The organism is Paraburkholderia ferrariae NBRC 106233 (assembly GCF_000685035.1).
Classification (GTDB): Bacteria; Pseudomonadota; Gammaproteobacteria; order Burkholderiales; family Burkholderiaceae; genus Paraburkholderia; species Paraburkholderia ferrariae.
The window spans coordinates 104,813-119,823 of record NZ_BAYB01000008.1 but is presented as its reverse complement, the minus strand read 5'-3'; the positions used below and the strand labels follow the sequence as shown (position 1 = coordinate 119,823).

10 protein-coding genes are annotated in these 15,011 nt (G+C 65.1%); 6 read left to right on the top strand and 4 right to left on the bottom strand.

The genetic code is table 11. The annotated features are described in order from the left end of the window. Positions 1-13: 13 nt before the first annotated feature. Positions 14-1,207 carry an acyltransferase family protein gene (locus BFE01S_RS09330; protein ID WP_028225249.1) on the bottom strand — a complete coding sequence of 398 codons (1,194 nt, stop codon included), beginning with the start codon at positions 1,205-1,207 and terminating at the stop codon, positions 14-16. Between the two features lie 264 nt (positions 1,208-1,471). Between BFE01S_RS09330 and BFE01S_RS44980 the strand changes: the two genes are divergently transcribed. Together BFE01S_RS44980 and galU are read left to right on the top strand one after the other, a co-directional pair. Beyond that, positions 1,472-1,615, top strand: a complete 144-nt coding sequence (locus BFE01S_RS44980) for a hypothetical protein (protein WP_169742612.1) — start codon at positions 1,472-1,474, stop codon at positions 1,613-1,615. Positions 1,616-1,902: 287 nt separating this feature from the next. Beyond that, positions 1,903-2,793 carry a UTP--glucose-1-phosphate uridylyltransferase GalU gene (gene galU, locus BFE01S_RS09320; RefSeq protein WP_028225248.1) on the top strand — a complete coding sequence of 297 codons (891 nt, stop codon included), beginning with the start codon at positions 1,903-1,905 and terminating at the stop codon, positions 2,791-2,793. Between the two features lie 60 nt (positions 2,794-2,853). Here galU and BFE01S_RS09315 read toward each other — a convergent pair whose 3' ends face one another. Beyond that, on the bottom strand, positions 2,854-3,963 hold the full coding sequence (locus BFE01S_RS09315; RefSeq protein WP_028225247.1) for a BMP family ABC transporter substrate-binding protein: 1,110 nt from the start codon (positions 3,961-3,963) through the stop codon (positions 2,854-2,856). Positions 3,964-4,328: 365 nt separating this feature from the next. Between BFE01S_RS09315 and BFE01S_RS09310 the strand changes: the two genes are divergently transcribed. The 3 genes from BFE01S_RS09310 (at position 4,329) to BFE01S_RS38050 (ending at position 11,380) form a co-directional block, all read left to right on the top strand. Continuing rightward, a complete protein-coding gene (locus BFE01S_RS09310) occupies positions 4,329-5,918 on the top strand; it encodes a S53 family peptidase (protein WP_028225246.1) in 1,590 nt (529 codons plus the stop codon). A gap of 127 nt (positions 5,919-6,045) precedes the next feature. Further along, positions 6,046-7,725: a S10 family peptidase gene (locus BFE01S_RS38055; RefSeq protein ID WP_042337394.1), complete on the top strand. Its 1,680-nt coding sequence runs from the start codon at positions 6,046-6,048 to the stop codon at positions 7,723-7,725. Between the two features lie 673 nt (positions 7,726-8,398). After that, positions 8,399-11,380, top strand: coding sequence for an autotransporter family protein (locus tag BFE01S_RS38050; RefSeq protein WP_052420837.1), 2,982 nt, complete (start codon positions 8,399-8,401; stop codon positions 11,378-11,380). Positions 11,381-11,508: 128 nt separating this feature from the next. Here the strand turns inward: BFE01S_RS38050 and BFE01S_RS38045 are convergent, their stop codons facing one another. Further along, entirely contained in the window at positions 11,509-12,042 is a 534-nt protein-coding gene (locus BFE01S_RS38045; protein WP_042337393.1) for a nucleoside 2-deoxyribosyltransferase, read from the bottom strand. Positions 12,043-12,237: 195 nt separating this feature from the next. Between BFE01S_RS38045 and BFE01S_RS09290 the strand changes: the two genes are divergently transcribed. Further along, the gene (locus BFE01S_RS09290; protein WP_028225245.1) at positions 12,238-13,545 is read left to right on the top strand and encodes an MFS transporter; all 1,308 of its coding nucleotides are present in this window, start codon (positions 12,238-12,240) and stop codon (positions 13,543-13,545) included. 34 nt (positions 13,546-13,579) lie between these two features. On the opposite strand, the gene BFE01S_RS38040 is transcribed toward BFE01S_RS09290, so the two are convergent. Continuing rightward, positions 13,580-14,941, bottom strand: coding sequence for an MFS transporter (locus tag BFE01S_RS38040; protein ID WP_042337453.1), 1,362 nt, complete (start codon positions 14,939-14,941; stop codon positions 13,580-13,582). Positions 14,942-15,011: the final 70 nt, after the last annotated feature.

Here is a 15,011-nt window from a genome sequence, read left to right as displayed (position 1 = left end):
GCCTTCCGCTGGCTTACACGGTCCTGTGCCGCAACCGTCCCGCCGCATTGAGGGCGGGGCGCTCGAACAGCCGGTAGAACACCCAGGCCACGGGCAGCACCGCAAGCGTGAACCCGAAGGACGGCCAGATCGAAGATTGCAAGGCCGAGCGGTACAGCAGCGAACCGAGCAGCACGAAAAGCGGCAGATGAATCAGATAAAGCGAGTAGCTGAAGTCGCCGATCTTCGCAAGCGCGGGAACGACAATCCCGCTGCCGTTTCCGTTGCCCTTACCCTGCGGCGTGCGCGCCAGGGCCTTCGCGAGGTAGCAGGCGAAGGCGCCGGCCCAGAGCTGGAACGCACCGTACTGGCCGAAGTGGAACGCGGCGCAGCCGGCTGCCGCGAGCAATGCGGCCGCCGCGTAAGCGAACGGGAAACCTTCGGAGCCCCGCAGGCGCGCTTCGGCAATCCAGGCGCCCAGGACCCACGAGAACCAGTACGACGTGAAGACGATGATGTCGTAGCGCTGCAACGTGAGCGCGGACACCACGTTGACAGCGGCAACACCCGCGATCACGGCGGAAAGGCCGAAGCGGCGGCGCAGCGCGAAAACAAGCGGATAGAGCAGGTAGAACTGCACTTCGAGCGAGAGCGTCCACAGCGCCCCGTTCGAGCCGTAGGTCTTGCCGGCCACGCCTTGCAGCGAGAACAGATTGACGAGGAAGGCGCGCGGCCCGATGTCGAGGATCTTGTGGCTGACCGGTTGCAGCGTGAGGCTGATCGAATCGGCGGCGAAGGTGAGCACGAGCGCGGCCAGCAGTACGGGATAGATGCGCACGAAGCGGCGTAGCCAGAACTGGCGCGCGTCGAGCCGGAAGTCCGGATTGGCGAAGAGCTTCGCCGCGCCGCTGCGATGGATGCAATAGCCGCTGATCACGAAGAAGATCGGCACGCCGGCCGATCCCCAGGCGACCGGCAGCGTGAGCCATGCGGCGAGTGTGCCGGGCTGCGCGAGGCTGGGCTGCGAGGCATGAAAGGCCCCCATGCCGATCCATGTCACCTGGCGGCAATGAAAATAGGCCACGAGCAGCGCCGCGAAGCCGCGCAGAGCCTCGATCAACGGATCGGCTGCGACGGCGGCCGGCCGGGCGACGGATGGCCTCGGGGCTCTCGCCACCAGGGCGGGAGCGGTGGACGGCAGGGCGGTGTCGAGTGCGGGATCGCTCATCGGTATGCGCAAGGGTGAGTGTCCTCGCGATCATAGGTGCGCGGCGGCCCGAAATTATGCGAAAGATTTTCAAAATGTATTCGCCCTTGCATTCCGCATGGTTATTCGAAAAATATCGAAAGGCATAAAAAAATCGGAATTCGGGTAAACCAGTTTATTTGTGGAATTTGTGATGCTAATTTTAAAAGGCTTGCCTGCTGATCCCCCGCTGCTCCCTGCGGCATCCGGTTGTTCTGGTGGTTTATATAGGCGCTGGAGATTTCGATGAACCTGCACTTGCTAGCCGGCGTTGCCGTGCTGTTGATCCTGGTCGCCGTGTCGGCCTACCGCGAAGCCTTGCGCAACGAGCCTATCCGGCGTGTGCGTGCGCGCTCCGGCAAGGTGCCCACGGTCGAAGATGTCGAGTAGACTGCGTGCGCCGGCACGCACCCTTCATTCGCGCGCATCGCGGAATGCGTGCCACAACGTTGCGGGAATTTCAGGAAATTCATGCCGAATATTCGCAATGAATGGCAATAATTTCCGCCGATCCTTTTCAATACCGATTTACGGATTTACGTTGCCTTTCACGCTTGTGGATGGCAGCGCGAATCCGGCGCCGTCCCTATAAAAATTGCACTATCGAACCCTCGGGGCCGCCGGCTTCGCCTTGCGGCGAGGCCGTCACTCAAACGATCGATCTGGGAATGAACATCATGCTGAAAGTAACGAAAGCGGTATTTCCTGTGGCGGGCCTCGGTACGCGCTTCCTGCCGGCGACCAAGGCCAGCCCGAAGGAAATGCTGCCGATCGTCGACAAGCCGCTGATCCAGTACGCGGTGGAAGAGGCGATCGCCGCCGGCATCACGGAGATGATATTCGTGACCGGCCGCAGCAAACGGGCGATCGAAGATCATTTCGACAAGTCCTACGAGATCGAAGCCGAGCTCGAAGCGCGCCGCAAGGACAAGCTGCTCGATCTCGTGCGCAGTATCAAGCCGAGCCACGTGGACTGCTTCTACGTGCGCCAGGCCGAAGCGCTGGGGCTCGGCCATGCCGTGCTGTGCGCGGAAAAGCTCGTGGGCGGCGGCCCGTTCGCCGTGATTCTCGCCGACGACCTGCTTTACAGCCCCAAGCCCGTCATGCGGCAGCTCGTGGACGTGTTCAACCACTATCACAGCTCGGTGGTGGGCGTGGAGACCATCGCGCGCGAGAACAGCGCGTCGTATGGCGTGGTCGATGGGCGCGAGTGGGAAGAGGACGTGTTCAAGCTCGCGGGCATCGTCGAAAAGCCGGCGCCAGAAGTGGCGCCTTCGAATCTGGGCGTGGTGGGGCGCTACGTACTGATGCCCACCATCTTCGATCATCTGCGCGCGCTCAAGCCCGGCACGGGCGGCGAGCTCCAGCTTACCGACGCGCTGCAGTCGCTCCTCACCGAGGAGCAGGTGCTGGCTTATCGCTACATGGGCACGCGTTTCGATTGCGGCAGCAAGCTTGGCTACCTGAAGGCGACGGTGGAGTTTGCGCTGCGCCACCCCGAGGTGAAGGACGAGTTCGAAGCGTATTTGCAGAGCCACCTGCCGGCTGCGCTGGCCGCCGCGGCGTAACGCGAACGAAGCGGCGGCGCCGCAGGGTTGCGAAGCCGCCGCGCGCGGGACGTGCCGTGCTTATTTGGGCACGGTGCCGTCCACGCCTTGCACGAACCAGTTGAGCCGTTGCAGTTCGGGGTCGGAGAGCGACTTGCCCGCCGCCACGCGGATCGTGCCGCTCTGGTCCGCAAGCGGGCCCGCGAACGGGTCGAAGCTGCCGTCCACGATGGCCTCGCGCTTCGCCGCGAGTGCCTTGAGCGCGGCGGGCGGGACCGCGTCGGTGTTGATGTCGGCGAGGTCGATCGCCTTCTCTTTCAGCCCCCACCACACGGGGGCGTTCGTCCAGGTGCCCGACATCACCTGCTGGACCAGGTGCGCGTAATACACGCCCCAGTAGCTCACGCAGGCGCCCAGTTGCGCATGGGGGCCGAACTTCTTCATGTCCGAATCCCAGCCGAACGCATGAACCTTCTTCTGCTCGGCCGTCTGCATGGTGGCGGTGGAGTCGGTGTTCTGGATCAGCACGTCGGCGCCCTGGCCGATCAGCGTTTCCGCGGCCTGCTTTTCGAGGCCCGGATCGAACCAGCTATTGATCCAGATGACCTTCACGCGTGCCTTGGGATTCACCGAGCGCGCGCCCAGGGTGAATGCGTTGATGTTGCGCACCACCTCGGGTACGGGTACCGAGGCCACGAAGCCGAGCGTGCCCGTCTTCGACGTATAGCCCGCCACGAGGCCCGCGAGATACGCGCTCTGATAGGTCCGCACGTCGTAGGTCGCGAAGTTCGGAGCCTTCTTGAAGCCGGTGGCATGCATGAAGACGCTATCGGGATAGTCCTTCGCCACTTTCAGTTCGAAGTCCTGAAAACCGAAGCTCGTGCCCACGACGATCTTGTTGCCCTTGGCGGCGAGGTCGCGGAACACGCGTTCGGAATCCGCCGATTCGGGCACGTTCTCCACCCGCGTGACCTTGATCTTGTCGCCGAACTGCGCCTCGATGGCCTTCACGCCCTGTTCGTGCGCGTAGGTCCAGCCGGCGTCGCCCGGGTTGCCGAGGTAGACGAAGGCGACGCCCATCGGCTCCGCGTGCGCCGCAGCGGCGCCGAGCGTGAGCGCGGTAACGGCCGTGGCAAGCGCGGCGAGTGTAGTGCGGGAGGCGCGCAGGGCGCGGGCCATGCGTTGTTTCATGAGATCTCCGGTAAAAGGGCAGGGATGGATGACGCATGGTCCGAAGCCAAATACTCCGGAAATATTTCGCCGTGTTATCGCCGGTATAACAAACTTCATATGTATGCGGGCGCACGTGCAGGCACGGCGAGTGGCCCGGGAACGGGAGTTGCGGCGCGCGATATGTTTGCCTGCATGAACACATCGGCGCGCACGCCGGAACCGGCTGTGAACACGTGTCATGCGCGGTGAATGAATCAAGCCTTGGCATACAGGCCGTTTCGCGCGCGGCGAAGCCGGGGAGGCAGTGGGAACCCGCCCGGGCGGTGGCGTGCCGGACGGCCGGCAGGCGCGCATCGCAAACTCGAAGCAAAGGAGAACAAGCCATGACGAGGCATCCCCAGACAGGCGGCGATCATCCGGTGACGGCCGGCGCGACATGCGTTGGCGCATGCGATCCCGCAGAGCGCTTCGAGATCGTGCTGGTGCTGCGGCGCCAGCAGCAGGCGGCGTTTCGCACGCTGGTTGAAGGCTTGACGGCGCGCGACCCGTCGGTCCAGCCGCTTTCGCGCGAGGCCTACGACAAGCGCTTCGGCGCGGCGCCCGAGGACATCGCGCAGGTGAAGCGCTTCGCCGCGGCCCACGGTCTGAACGTGGTGCTGGCCGATGCGGCCGCGCGCCGCGTCGTGCTTTCCGGCACCGTGCAGCAGTACGGCGCGGCGTTCGGCGTCGATCTGAAGCGCTTCGCGCATCAGGTGGGCCAGTCCACGTATCACTACCGGCAGCCGGGCAGCCCGGTGCAGGTGCCCGAGGGCGTGCGCGACGTCGTCACGGCCGTGCTCGGTTTCGACAACCGCGCGAAGGCGCAGCCGCACTTTCGCCTGGGTGCCCCCATTCGTCCTCCCATCCGCGCGGCGCGCGCCGCGGCCGCTTCGTTCACGCCGCTGCAGATCGCCGCGCTCTACGACTTCCCGCCCGGCGACGGCAAGGGCGAATGCATCGCGCTGATCGAAATGGGCGGCGGCTACAGCGAGTCCGATCTCGCGAGCTATTTCGGTGCGCTCGGCGTGCCGATGCCGACCGTGGAAGCCGTGCCGGTGGACGGCGCGAACAACGCTCCCACGGGCGACCCCAACGGCCCGGACGGCGAAGTCACGCTCGATGTGGAAATCGCCGGTGCGCTCGCGCCGGCCGCGCTGATCGCCGTGTACTTTTCGCCCAACAGCGAGGCAGGTTTCGTCGATGGCGTGAGCGCCGCGCTGCACGACAACGCGCGCAAGCCCTCGGTCATTTCGATCAGTTGGGGCGCGCCGGAATCGTCGTGGTCGCAGCAGACGCTTTCGGCGCTCAACGATGCGCTGGAGACGGCCGTGGCGCTCGGCGTGACGGTCTGCGCGGCCGCCGGCGACAGCGGTTCCTCGGACGGCGTTTCCGATGGCGCCGACCATGTGGACTTCCCCGCATCGAGCCCGTATGCGCTGGGCTGCGGCGGCACGCACGTAACAGCCTCGGGCAGCCGCATCGTGAGCGAGACCGTGTGGAATGGCGGCGCCGAAGACGGCGCGACGGGCGGCGGCGTGAGCGCGACCTTTGCGTTGCCCGCGTGGCAAAAGGGGCTCTCGGTCGTGCATCGCAATGGCGGCGCCGGGGCGCTCGTGCGCCGCGGCGTGCCCGACGTGTCCGCGGACGCGGATCCGGAATCGGGCTACGCGGTACGCATCGACGGCACGGACACCGTGGTGGGTGGCACGAGCGCGGTGGCCCCGCTGTGGGCCGCGCTGATCGCGCGCGCGAACGCTGCGCGCGGCAAGCCCGTGGGCTTCGTGAACGCGCTGCTCTACGCGCAGCCCGGCGCGTTCAACGACGTGACGAGCGGCAACAACGGCGACTATTCGGCAGCGCCGGGGTGGGACGCCTGCACGGGACTCGGCACGCCGGTGGGCAGCAAAGTGGCTGCGGTACTCGCATCGGCGTAGGATGGGTTGCGCGCCGGTTGCGAACGGCCGGCGTGCGGGCCCGGGAAGCTGCGTTGCGAGGATGTCGAAGGCGTGTCGACGGTCCGGTGGAAAGGCAAAGCAGGAACACAGCGCGCAAGGAGAAGACATGAACGACCCCGCTTCGTCCACGCAGGGCAGCGGCCAGGGGGACGGCAGCGGCCATCCGCCCGCCGCCGGCAACGGCAGGCATCGCAGCCCGGCGGATGTGCCGTGCTTCGATCCCACGGCCTACGGCATGGGCCCCGACGACTTCGTCACCGACATGACCGAGAACGCCGCCATCACGCATCACGCCATGGCGCTGGGCGGCAAGGCACTGCCCTACACGGCGACGGCCGGGCACCTCGTGACCGTGGACCCCAGCAGCTCGCAGCCCAACGCGAAGATCTTCTACGTGGCGTTCACGAAAGACGGCGAGAGTGCGCAGGAGCGGCCCGTCACGTTCTTCTACAACGGCGGCCCGGGCTCTTCGTCGGTGTTCGTGCTGCTGGGGTCGTTCGCGCCGAAGCGCATCAAGACCGCGATGCCGGGCTTCACGCCGCCCGCGCCCTATACGCTCGAAGACAATCCGGACAGCCTGCTCGACCGCAGCGATCTCGTCTTCGTCAATCCGGTGGGCACGGGCTATTCGGCGGCCATCGCGCCGCATCACAACCGCGACTTCTGGGGCGTCGATCAGGACGCCGATTCGCTCAAGCAGTTCATCAAGCGCTACCTCACGGCCAACGACCGCTGGAATTCGCCCAAGTTTCTCTATGGCGAGTCGTACGGCACGGCGCGCAGCTGCGTACTGGCCTACCGCCTGCACGAAGACGGCGTGGACCTGAACGGCGTCACGCTGCAATCGTCGATACTCGATTACACGCAAAGCGGCAATCCCGTGGGCGCGTTGCCCACGGCCGCGGCGGACGCGTGGTATCACGACCGTCTGGGCGTGAGCCCGAAGCCGAAGGATCTGCAGGCGTTCGCGGCGCAGGTCGCGCAGTTCTCGCGCACGGATTACCGCGAGGCGCTCGCGAAGTTTCCCGATGCGAAGGATCCGGCAATCACCGCGGCGCTCAGGACGCTCTCGCAGTACACGGGCATCGATACGCAAACGCTTTCGTCCTGGAACCTCGACATCGCCGCCTACGACAACCGCGGCAACTCGCTCTTCCTCACCACGCTGCTCAAGAGCAAGGGCGTGGCGCTGGGCGCCTACGACGGCCGCGTGACGGCCATCGACACCGGCATTGCCGGCAAGATCGACCCGAACTCGGGCGGCAACGATCCCACCATGACGGCCGTGACCGGGGTCTACACGGCGATGTGGAACAGCTACCTCAACGAGCAGCTCAAATTCCGCACCAATTCGTCGTTCACCGACCTCAACGACCAGGCGTTTCAGAACTGGAATTTCAGCCACATCGATCCCACGGGCGCGCAAAAGGGCATCGACGCGCAGGGCAACGTGATTCTCTACACGGCCGGCGACCTGGCCGCGGTCATGGCGCTGAATCCCGATTTGCGGGTGCTTTCGGCCAACGGCTATTACGACTTCGTCACGCCGTTCTATCAGACCGTGATCGATCTGCAGAAGATGCCGCTCGCCGACCAGAAGGTGCGCGACAACCTGAGTGCGCGCTTCTATCCTTCCGGGCACATGGTTTATCTCGACAACGCCTCGCGCACCGCACTCAAGGGCGATCTGGCGAAGCTCTACCAGAGCGCGGTGGCGGACCAGCCGGCCATCGCCCGCATTCGCGCGCTGCAGCGCATGAATACGCTGAGCGCGATGCATCACTAGGGCGTTCGCCTTGCGCCGGTTCTGCCGGCGATAACGGTTGTCTCTCTCGCCTCGCGGCCGTGCGTCATGGCCGCGAGGCCGGCGCGCGCCTTGTGGTTGTTCATGATGCGCGTGGCGCAAGCCATTTATTCTGCATTCCTATATAAAACGATTGATTGGCAATTCACGCCGCGTCGTTCGCCTGGCGATACCGCTACTTCCTGTGTCCATGAGCGCGAAGAACCCGCATTGCGCGGGCTTTCGGGGCTAACTCTGATCTCATTTCCTGTTTCGTCGCCCCTTTCCTGACCAGTCTGATTGAGTGGCGAACCAAAATACTGAAACTGGTGGGCGGGCCAGGGCGGCATAAGCATCGCTTTCCCGCGCCGTAAGTTGCCCGGCAATTCGCCTCTCCAAGGACGACGGAAGAGACCGTAACGGGTCCAGCTTCCGGACTCCCTCTTTCCAGATAGCACAAAAAGAAAGGAAGAAGATGAGCAGTAGAGATTACACCCTGCCACGTCAATCGCTCAGGCATGCTCGACATCGGGTGCAATGCCGTCACGCAGGCGGAGCGTTTGCCCCGTTTCCCCGGCGAAGCGCTGCCATCGCGGCGGCACTGCTGATCTCCCCGTTGGCTCACGCGCAGCTTTGGGTCCAGGATGGTTCGACAAAGACCGCCTCCGGCACCTACATGACGTCGAATCCGGCCCAGTATGCGTTGCTGGCGCAAAACGGCAGCGTGGTGAGCGGGTCGCAGGTCACCTTGCTGACAACCGGCTCGAGCGCACACGGTGCGAGCGCAGCCGATGGCGGCAGCATTTCGCTGAGCCGGAGCGTCATCAGTACGACCGGTTACCAGGCAAACGGCGCCATGGCTTCGCGAAGCAATGCCGCGCTGTCGCTTGACGATACCTCGGTGCAGACCAAGGGCGACTGGGCCGCCGCCATCGAAGCCAACAACAACAGCACCGTCACCGTGCAGGGCGGCAGCGCGACGACCAGCGGACAGTATGCCTATGGCCTGTACAACATCGGGACGAACAGCAACCTGTCGGCAAGCGGAACCGTGGTCCTGACCTCGGGGAATGCAAGCGCGGGTGCCTACAATCAGGCAGGCGGCCTGATGACCCTCGATGGCGTTTCCATCAGCACGACCGGCGCCAAGGCTCCAGGTGTGCTGATTGGCTCGCAGGGTGTCATCGGCGACGGCTCGACGTCCGATACCACGGTCATCTCCGGCAGCTCGGTCACCACGCTGGGCGACAGCTCGGCCGGCTTGCTGGCATCGGACAATGCGACGCTGAAGGTGACCGATGTCAACGTCAATACGGCAGGCGCGGGCAGTTTCGGCGTCGAGTCGATCTTCGGCGCGCAGACCGCGATTCAGGGCGGCACCATCAAGACCTTGGGGGATGCGGCGTCCGCCCTGCTGGTCGCCGGCATGCCCGCAACGTCCAGCGATTCCGGCACGAATGCCCCCACCATTGTCGCGAGCGGACTGCAGGCGAGCACCAGCGGCGCGGCTGCTCCCGCCGCTTATCTGACGGGCGGCGCCAGCCTGTCGTTCTCGAACGGCATGCTCTCGGCAAGCGGCGCGGGCTCGGATGCGCTCTATGCCACCTTCTTCGACACCACGGCCCCGGCCATCGCAAACATCAGCGATAGCACGCTGGTGTCGGCGCAGGCAGACGGCTTGCTGGCGGACAACGCGACACTCAATGCCACGCTGACCGGCTCGACCGTGTCGGCGGGGGCAAACGCCCTGGAAGCCATCAATGGAGGCGTCCTGAATGTCGTCGCGGATGCCTCGACCCTGACCGGCGCAACGAATGCGGATTCGTCCTCCACGCTCAACGCCACCTTGCAGAACGGATCGGTCTGGAACGTACCCGGCGCGTCGAATCTGACGACTCTCACGCTGGACAACGGCACGATTCATTTCCTGTCGCCTGCCCAGATCAATGCGGGCAGCGCGGTACTGGCCGCCGGCGGCGGCACGTTCGACACGAACGGCTTCGATGCAGCGCTGGATGCTGCCCTGAGCGGTTCCGGCTCGCTGACCAAGGTCGGCAACGGGGTCTTGACCCTCGCGGGCTCCGGCAGCTACCTGGGCGCGACCAACGTCAACGAGGGTACGCTGCAGGCCGGGGCGGCGGACGTTTTCAGCTCTGCCTCGAGTTTTAACGTCAATCCCGGTGCCATGCTGGACCTAAACGGGTTTGGCCAGACGGTGGGCGGACTGGCCAACGGCGGCACGATCCGGTTCGGGCAGACGGCCGGAACCACATTGAACGTGGCAGGCGACTACGTGGGCAATGGCGGCCTGCTGGCGATGAATACGGCTCTCGGCGATTCGTCGTCGGTAACGGACCTGCTGCACGTAGCGGGTTCGACCTCCGGCAGCACCGGCGTGCAGGTGACCAACACGGGCGGCCTTGGCGCACAGACCACGGGCGACGGCATCAAGTTGGTCCAGGTCGACGGCGCATCGAACGGCCAGTTCACCCAGGCCGGAACGGTTCAGGCGGGGGCCTACGAATACACCTTGTACAAGGGCGGCGTGGGCGCGGATGCATCGAGCGGCAACTGGTATCTGCGTTCGACCCTCGAAGAGGCGCCGCCGTCGCCGCCGCAGGGGCCGGACGGGGACGGCGGCTCGTCGCCGCCCGTGACGAATGTGTTGCCGCCCGCCGACGCACCCGTGGCCTACCGGCCGGCCACCGTCGGCTACGTGATGACGCCGCAACTCGACGCAAACTACGGCTTTGCGACGCTTGGCCGGCTCGACCAGCGGGTTGGCGACGTGCCGGGCGCGGAGCGCCAGTCGGGATCGAATACCCATGGCGTATGGGGACGCGTCTATGCCTGGAATGCGCAGAGCGACGCGCTGGACCGTTTCTCGGCCGATACCCGCAGTGCATTCGTGCAGTTCGGCAACGACTGGACACTGAGCGCTCCCGCAACCGGAGGCAGCGCGCATGCGGGTATCACGGCCACCTTCGGCAACGCGTCCGCGACGTTCTCCGACTTGTTGCGCGGCGATGCGGGGCGCGATACGGCGACCGGCTCTGTCGAGACCCAGGTTCAGGCGCTGGGCGGCTACTTCACCCGTTATCTGGCAAACGGCTTGTATTCCGATAGCGTTGCGCAGGTTTCGCACTATCACAACCGGTACGACGACAACGGCGGCAATACGCCCGGCCAGGGTGGCTATTCCCTCGCGATCTCCGAGGAAGTCGGCAGGCCGTTCCAGATTGCCAGCCTGCCGCTGGCGATTGAGCCGCAGGCGCAGCTCGCCTGGCAGTACATGCACCTGAATGCGTTCAGCGACAACGTTTCGGCGATTTCATCGACCGTGTCGAATGCGCTGCGCGGACGGATCGGGTTCCGCATGTTCACGGATGCCATGGCCAATGCGAGCAGCACGAGTACGATCCGGCCTTATGTGAGCGCCAATGTGCTGCACGATTTTCTCGCCCCGGGGCAAACGACAGTCGGGGAGTCGCCGTTCAACGTCAACTTCGCCCGTAGCTGGATGGAGGTGGGGCTGGGGATTAACGCGACGTTCGGCAAGCGTGGGGCGTTCTATGCCGCCGTTGACTATAACCACAATCTCGGTGGACAGACGGCTCACGGCGTGACCGGAAACGCGGGCTATCGCTATAGCTGGTAATCGTCAGGGGACCTGCCGGATTGCGTTGCCGGAGCCGTTCGGGCAGGGCGTCCGGCAGGTCGATCGACCCGTTTTCGTTTCATCCTGGCAAAGCGCCCGCATTGCGCCGGGTATGCTGCCTATAGCGTTTATCCCTGCCACACCTCGCGGCCTTCCGCCATCGCGGCGAGGCAGGCGCGCGCGTCGCCGTTCACGATCCGCGCGGAACACGCGATCATCAGATTCTTCGGCAGTCCGAAGTCTTCCACGAGAAAACCTTTCGCACATTCGCGCCCCTGCGGGATGGCGCGCGAGGGCACGCGCTCGATCAGCGCGCCGGCATCGGTCGTATAGGCCCAGACCTCTTTGCCCAGCGCCGCGGCGAAGCCGATCTCGAACGCCGTGCCCGAGTCCGGTTCGCCGGGCCCGCGAAAGTCGTCGACGTTGGCCATGACGATATCGGCGCCGCGGATCGCGTCGATGTTCGAGCGATAGATCCAGGCCGCGGCGCGCGAGCCGTCCAGGTCGGCGGGCACTTCGGCGTCGAGCGGATAGACGCCTTCGAATCCGTACTCGGCACACGCTTCGCGCAGGCGTTCGCCGAATGCGCGGGCGTCGAGGCGGAACACGTCGAAGCCGGCGAGATAGACGCGCGGGCGGCGGGGCAGCGTAGCGTTCGTCATGGCGAGGTTCCTGAGGTGAGGTTGGGCGTCGGGCGGGCGAAACCGAAGAAGGGGATTCTAGCCCTCGACGGCAATTCGCGCGGCTTCACTTACATTGTGTTGACAACGAATGTTTTAAGTAGCTAGTATCATGCGCCCTGCATTGCCTATGCATGGTGCCTGTGCAATGCGTTGAATCCGGATCATGTGGAGACCATGAATACCATTACCAGCGGCCAGTCCAGAGCCGAACTTCTCAATCTGGAAGCGCGCGCCTATTCGAAGGCGACACTGCGCCTCCTGCCGTTTCTCTTCCTTTGCTACGTCGCGGCCTATCTGGACCGCGTGAACGTGGGCTTTGCCAAGCTCCAGATGCTGAGCGACCTGCAGTTCAGCGAGACCGTCTATGGCCTCGGTGCCGGGATTTTCTTTATCGGGTACTTTTTCTTCGAAGTCCCAAGCAATATTCTCATGCACCGCGTGGGCGCCCGCGTGTGGATCGCGCGGATCATGCTCACCTGGGCCGTGATTTCGGCGGCCTCGCTGCTCGTGAAGACGCCCACGCAGTTCTATATCGTGCGTTTCCTGCTGGGCGTGGCCGAAGCGGGCTTCTTCCCCGGCATCGTCCTTTACCTCACCTACTGGTTCCCCGCCACGCGGCGCAGCCGCATGAACGCGCTCTTCATGATCGGCATTCCCATTGCGGGCGTGCTGGGCGGTCCGCTCTCCGGCTGGATTCTCTCGGCATTCCAGGGCGTGGGCGGCTGGTCGAACTGGCAGTGGCTCTTCCTGATCGAGGCGGTGCCTTCCGCCGTGCTCGGCGTGATCACGCTGTTCTATCTGCCCAACAGCATTCGCGCGGCAAAGTGGCTCTCGAACGAGGAAAAGCGCGTGCTGGAGCGCAATATCGAGCAGGATCAGGCGGGCAAGGGCCACGCGTCCATCGGTTCGGTGTTCAGCAACGGCCGCGTGTGGCTCATGGCGGTGATCTACTTCTGCTGCATGATGGGCCTTTACGGCATCAGCTTCTATCTGCCCACGCTCATCAAGGCGAGCGGGGTGAAGAGCGCACTCGACGTGGGCCTGCTCACCGCCGTGCCCTATGCGTGCGCCGTGGTCAGCATGCTCGGCGTGGCGAAGCGCGCCGACCGCACGGGCGAGCGCCGCTGGCACTTCGCCCTCGCGGCGATTGCGGCTGCGCTCGGCTTCTTCTTCAGCACGGTGTTTGCCTCGAACGTCGTGCTCGCGCTGCTGGCACTTTCGGTCGCAACGGCCGGCATGCTCGCCACGATGCCGGTGTTCTGGACCTACCCGAGTGCCATGCTGGCGGGCGGCTCGGCCGCGGCGGCCATCGGCATGATCAACTCGATCGGCAATCTGGCCGGTTTCGTGAGCCCCTCGATCATCGGCTGGCTGAAGGATGTCACGCACAGCACGAACGCAGGCATGTACTTCGTGGCGGCAGCCATGCTGCTGGGCGCGGTGCTCGCGCTGCGTCAGCCGAAGGAACTCGTGAACGGTTGAGCGAAGCGAGCGCGAGCCTTCCGGCTCGCGCGGTTCACGGCCTCACCACGCTGCCGTCTTCGTGCGGGCCGGTCCGTGCCGCTTCGTCGAGAGAGTCGAGCGCTTCGAGCGCCGGGTTGTGGTGCAGAACAAGCGCCGCGCCCGCACCCACGAGGCCCGCGCCGGCGAGGCACAGCAAGCCCGCGCCGAAACCGCCGGTACTGTCCTTGATCCAGCCCATGGCATAGGGGCCGAAGAAGCCGGCCAGGTTGCCGAGCGAATTGACGGCGGCAATGCCGCCGGCCGCCGCCGCGCCGGAGAGGAAGGCGGCGGGCAAGGTCCAGATCACCGGCAGGCAGCCGAAGATCCCGAAGCCGGCAACGGAAAGCGCCAGCATCTTCAGCACCGGATTGTCGAGCCCGGCGGCCGCGCCAATGCCGGCCGCCGCCACGGTGAGCGCGATTGCGACATGGCGCTTGCGCTCGAGCCGCCGGTCTGAATGGCGGCCCCAGACGATCATCGAAATCACGCCCACGGCGTAGGGCAGCGACGTGACGAAGCCCGTTTGCAGATTCGTGAGCCCGAACGACTTGACGATCTGCGGCAGGAAGAAGCTCAGGCCATAATTGGTTGCATTCGCACCGAAGTAGATCAGCGCCACGGCCAGCACGCGCGGGTTGACGAGCGCTTCCATCACGCGGAACGTCTGCACGGTTTCGCGGTGGCGGCGCTCCTCGGCCTGGCGTCTCACGAGCCAGTCGCGTTCGTCGTTGGCGAGCCAGTGGGCGTCGGCGGGCTTGTCGGTCAGATAGAACAGCACGGCCAGCGAAAGCACGAGCGCGGGCGCGGCCTCGATCAGGTAGACCCACTGCCAGCCGGCCAGTCCATCCTTGCCGTTGAGCGAGAGCAGCGCGCCCGAAACCGGGCCGCCTATCACGGTGGAAAGCGGAATGGCCGCCATGAAGTAGCCCACCACGCGCGCCCGGTATTTCGCCGGAAACCAGAGCGTGAGCAAAAAGATGATGCCGGGGAAGAAGCCCGCCTCGGCAATGCCCAGCAGCACGCGCAAGGTGTAGAACACATGGGCGTTCGACATGCCGCTCCACTGGGCAAGCTGGGGAATGAAGGCCATCGCGCCCGCGATGATGCCCCACGTGAACATGATCCGCGCGATCCAGCGCCGCGCGCCGAAGCGTTCGAGCAGCAGGTTCGAAGGCACTTCGAAGAAGAAATAGGCAATGAAGAAGATGCCGGCGCCGAAGCCGAAGGCACTGGCGGTGAGGTCGAGCGCCTTGTTCATCTGCAGGGCGGCGAACCCCACGTTGACGCGGTCGAGATAGGCCACGAAGTAGCAGACGATCAGGAACGGCACGAGCCGCGCCGTCACGCGCCTCATGGTGCGTGCTTCGAGCTCCATGGATGTCTCCCCGGACCGGTCGCGCGCGCCGGTGCCCATGCGCCGGCAATGGGCCAGTCCTTTGATGTGG

Bases quoted from the DNA above. Each gene is read 5' to 3' on its own strand.
- BFE01S_RS09330 (WP_028225249.1), bottom strand. From the start codon at position 1,207: ATGAGCGATCCCGCACTCGACACCGCCCTGCCGTCCACCGCTCCCGCC.
- BFE01S_RS44980 (WP_169742612.1), top strand. From the start codon at position 1,472: ATGAACCTGCACTTGCTAGCCGGCGTTGCCGTGCTGTTGATCCTGGTC.
- galU (WP_028225248.1), top strand. From the start codon at position 1,903: ATGCTGAAAGTAACGAAAGCGGTATTTCCTGTGGCGGGCCTCGGTACG.
- BFE01S_RS09315 (WP_028225247.1), bottom strand. From the start codon at position 3,963: ATGAAACAACGCATGGCCCGCGCCCTGCGCGCCTCCCGCACTACACTC.
- BFE01S_RS09310 (WP_028225246.1), top strand. From the start codon at position 4,329: ATGACGAGGCATCCCCAGACAGGCGGCGATCATCCGGTGACGGCCGGC.
- BFE01S_RS38055 (WP_042337394.1), top strand. From the start codon at position 6,046: ATGAACGACCCCGCTTCGTCCACGCAGGGCAGCGGCCAGGGGGACGGC.
- BFE01S_RS38050 (WP_052420837.1), top strand. From the start codon at position 8,399: ATGACGTCGAATCCGGCCCAGTATGCGTTGCTGGCGCAAAACGGCAGC.
- BFE01S_RS38045 (WP_042337393.1), bottom strand. From the start codon at position 12,042: ATGACGAACGCTACGCTGCCCCGCCGCCCGCGCGTCTATCTCGCCGGC.
- BFE01S_RS09290 (WP_028225245.1), top strand. From the start codon at position 12,238: ATGAATACCATTACCAGCGGCCAGTCCAGAGCCGAACTTCTCAATCTG.
- BFE01S_RS38040 (WP_042337453.1), bottom strand. From the start codon at position 14,941: ATGGAGCTCGAAGCACGCACCATGAGGCGCGTGACGGCGCGGCTCGTG.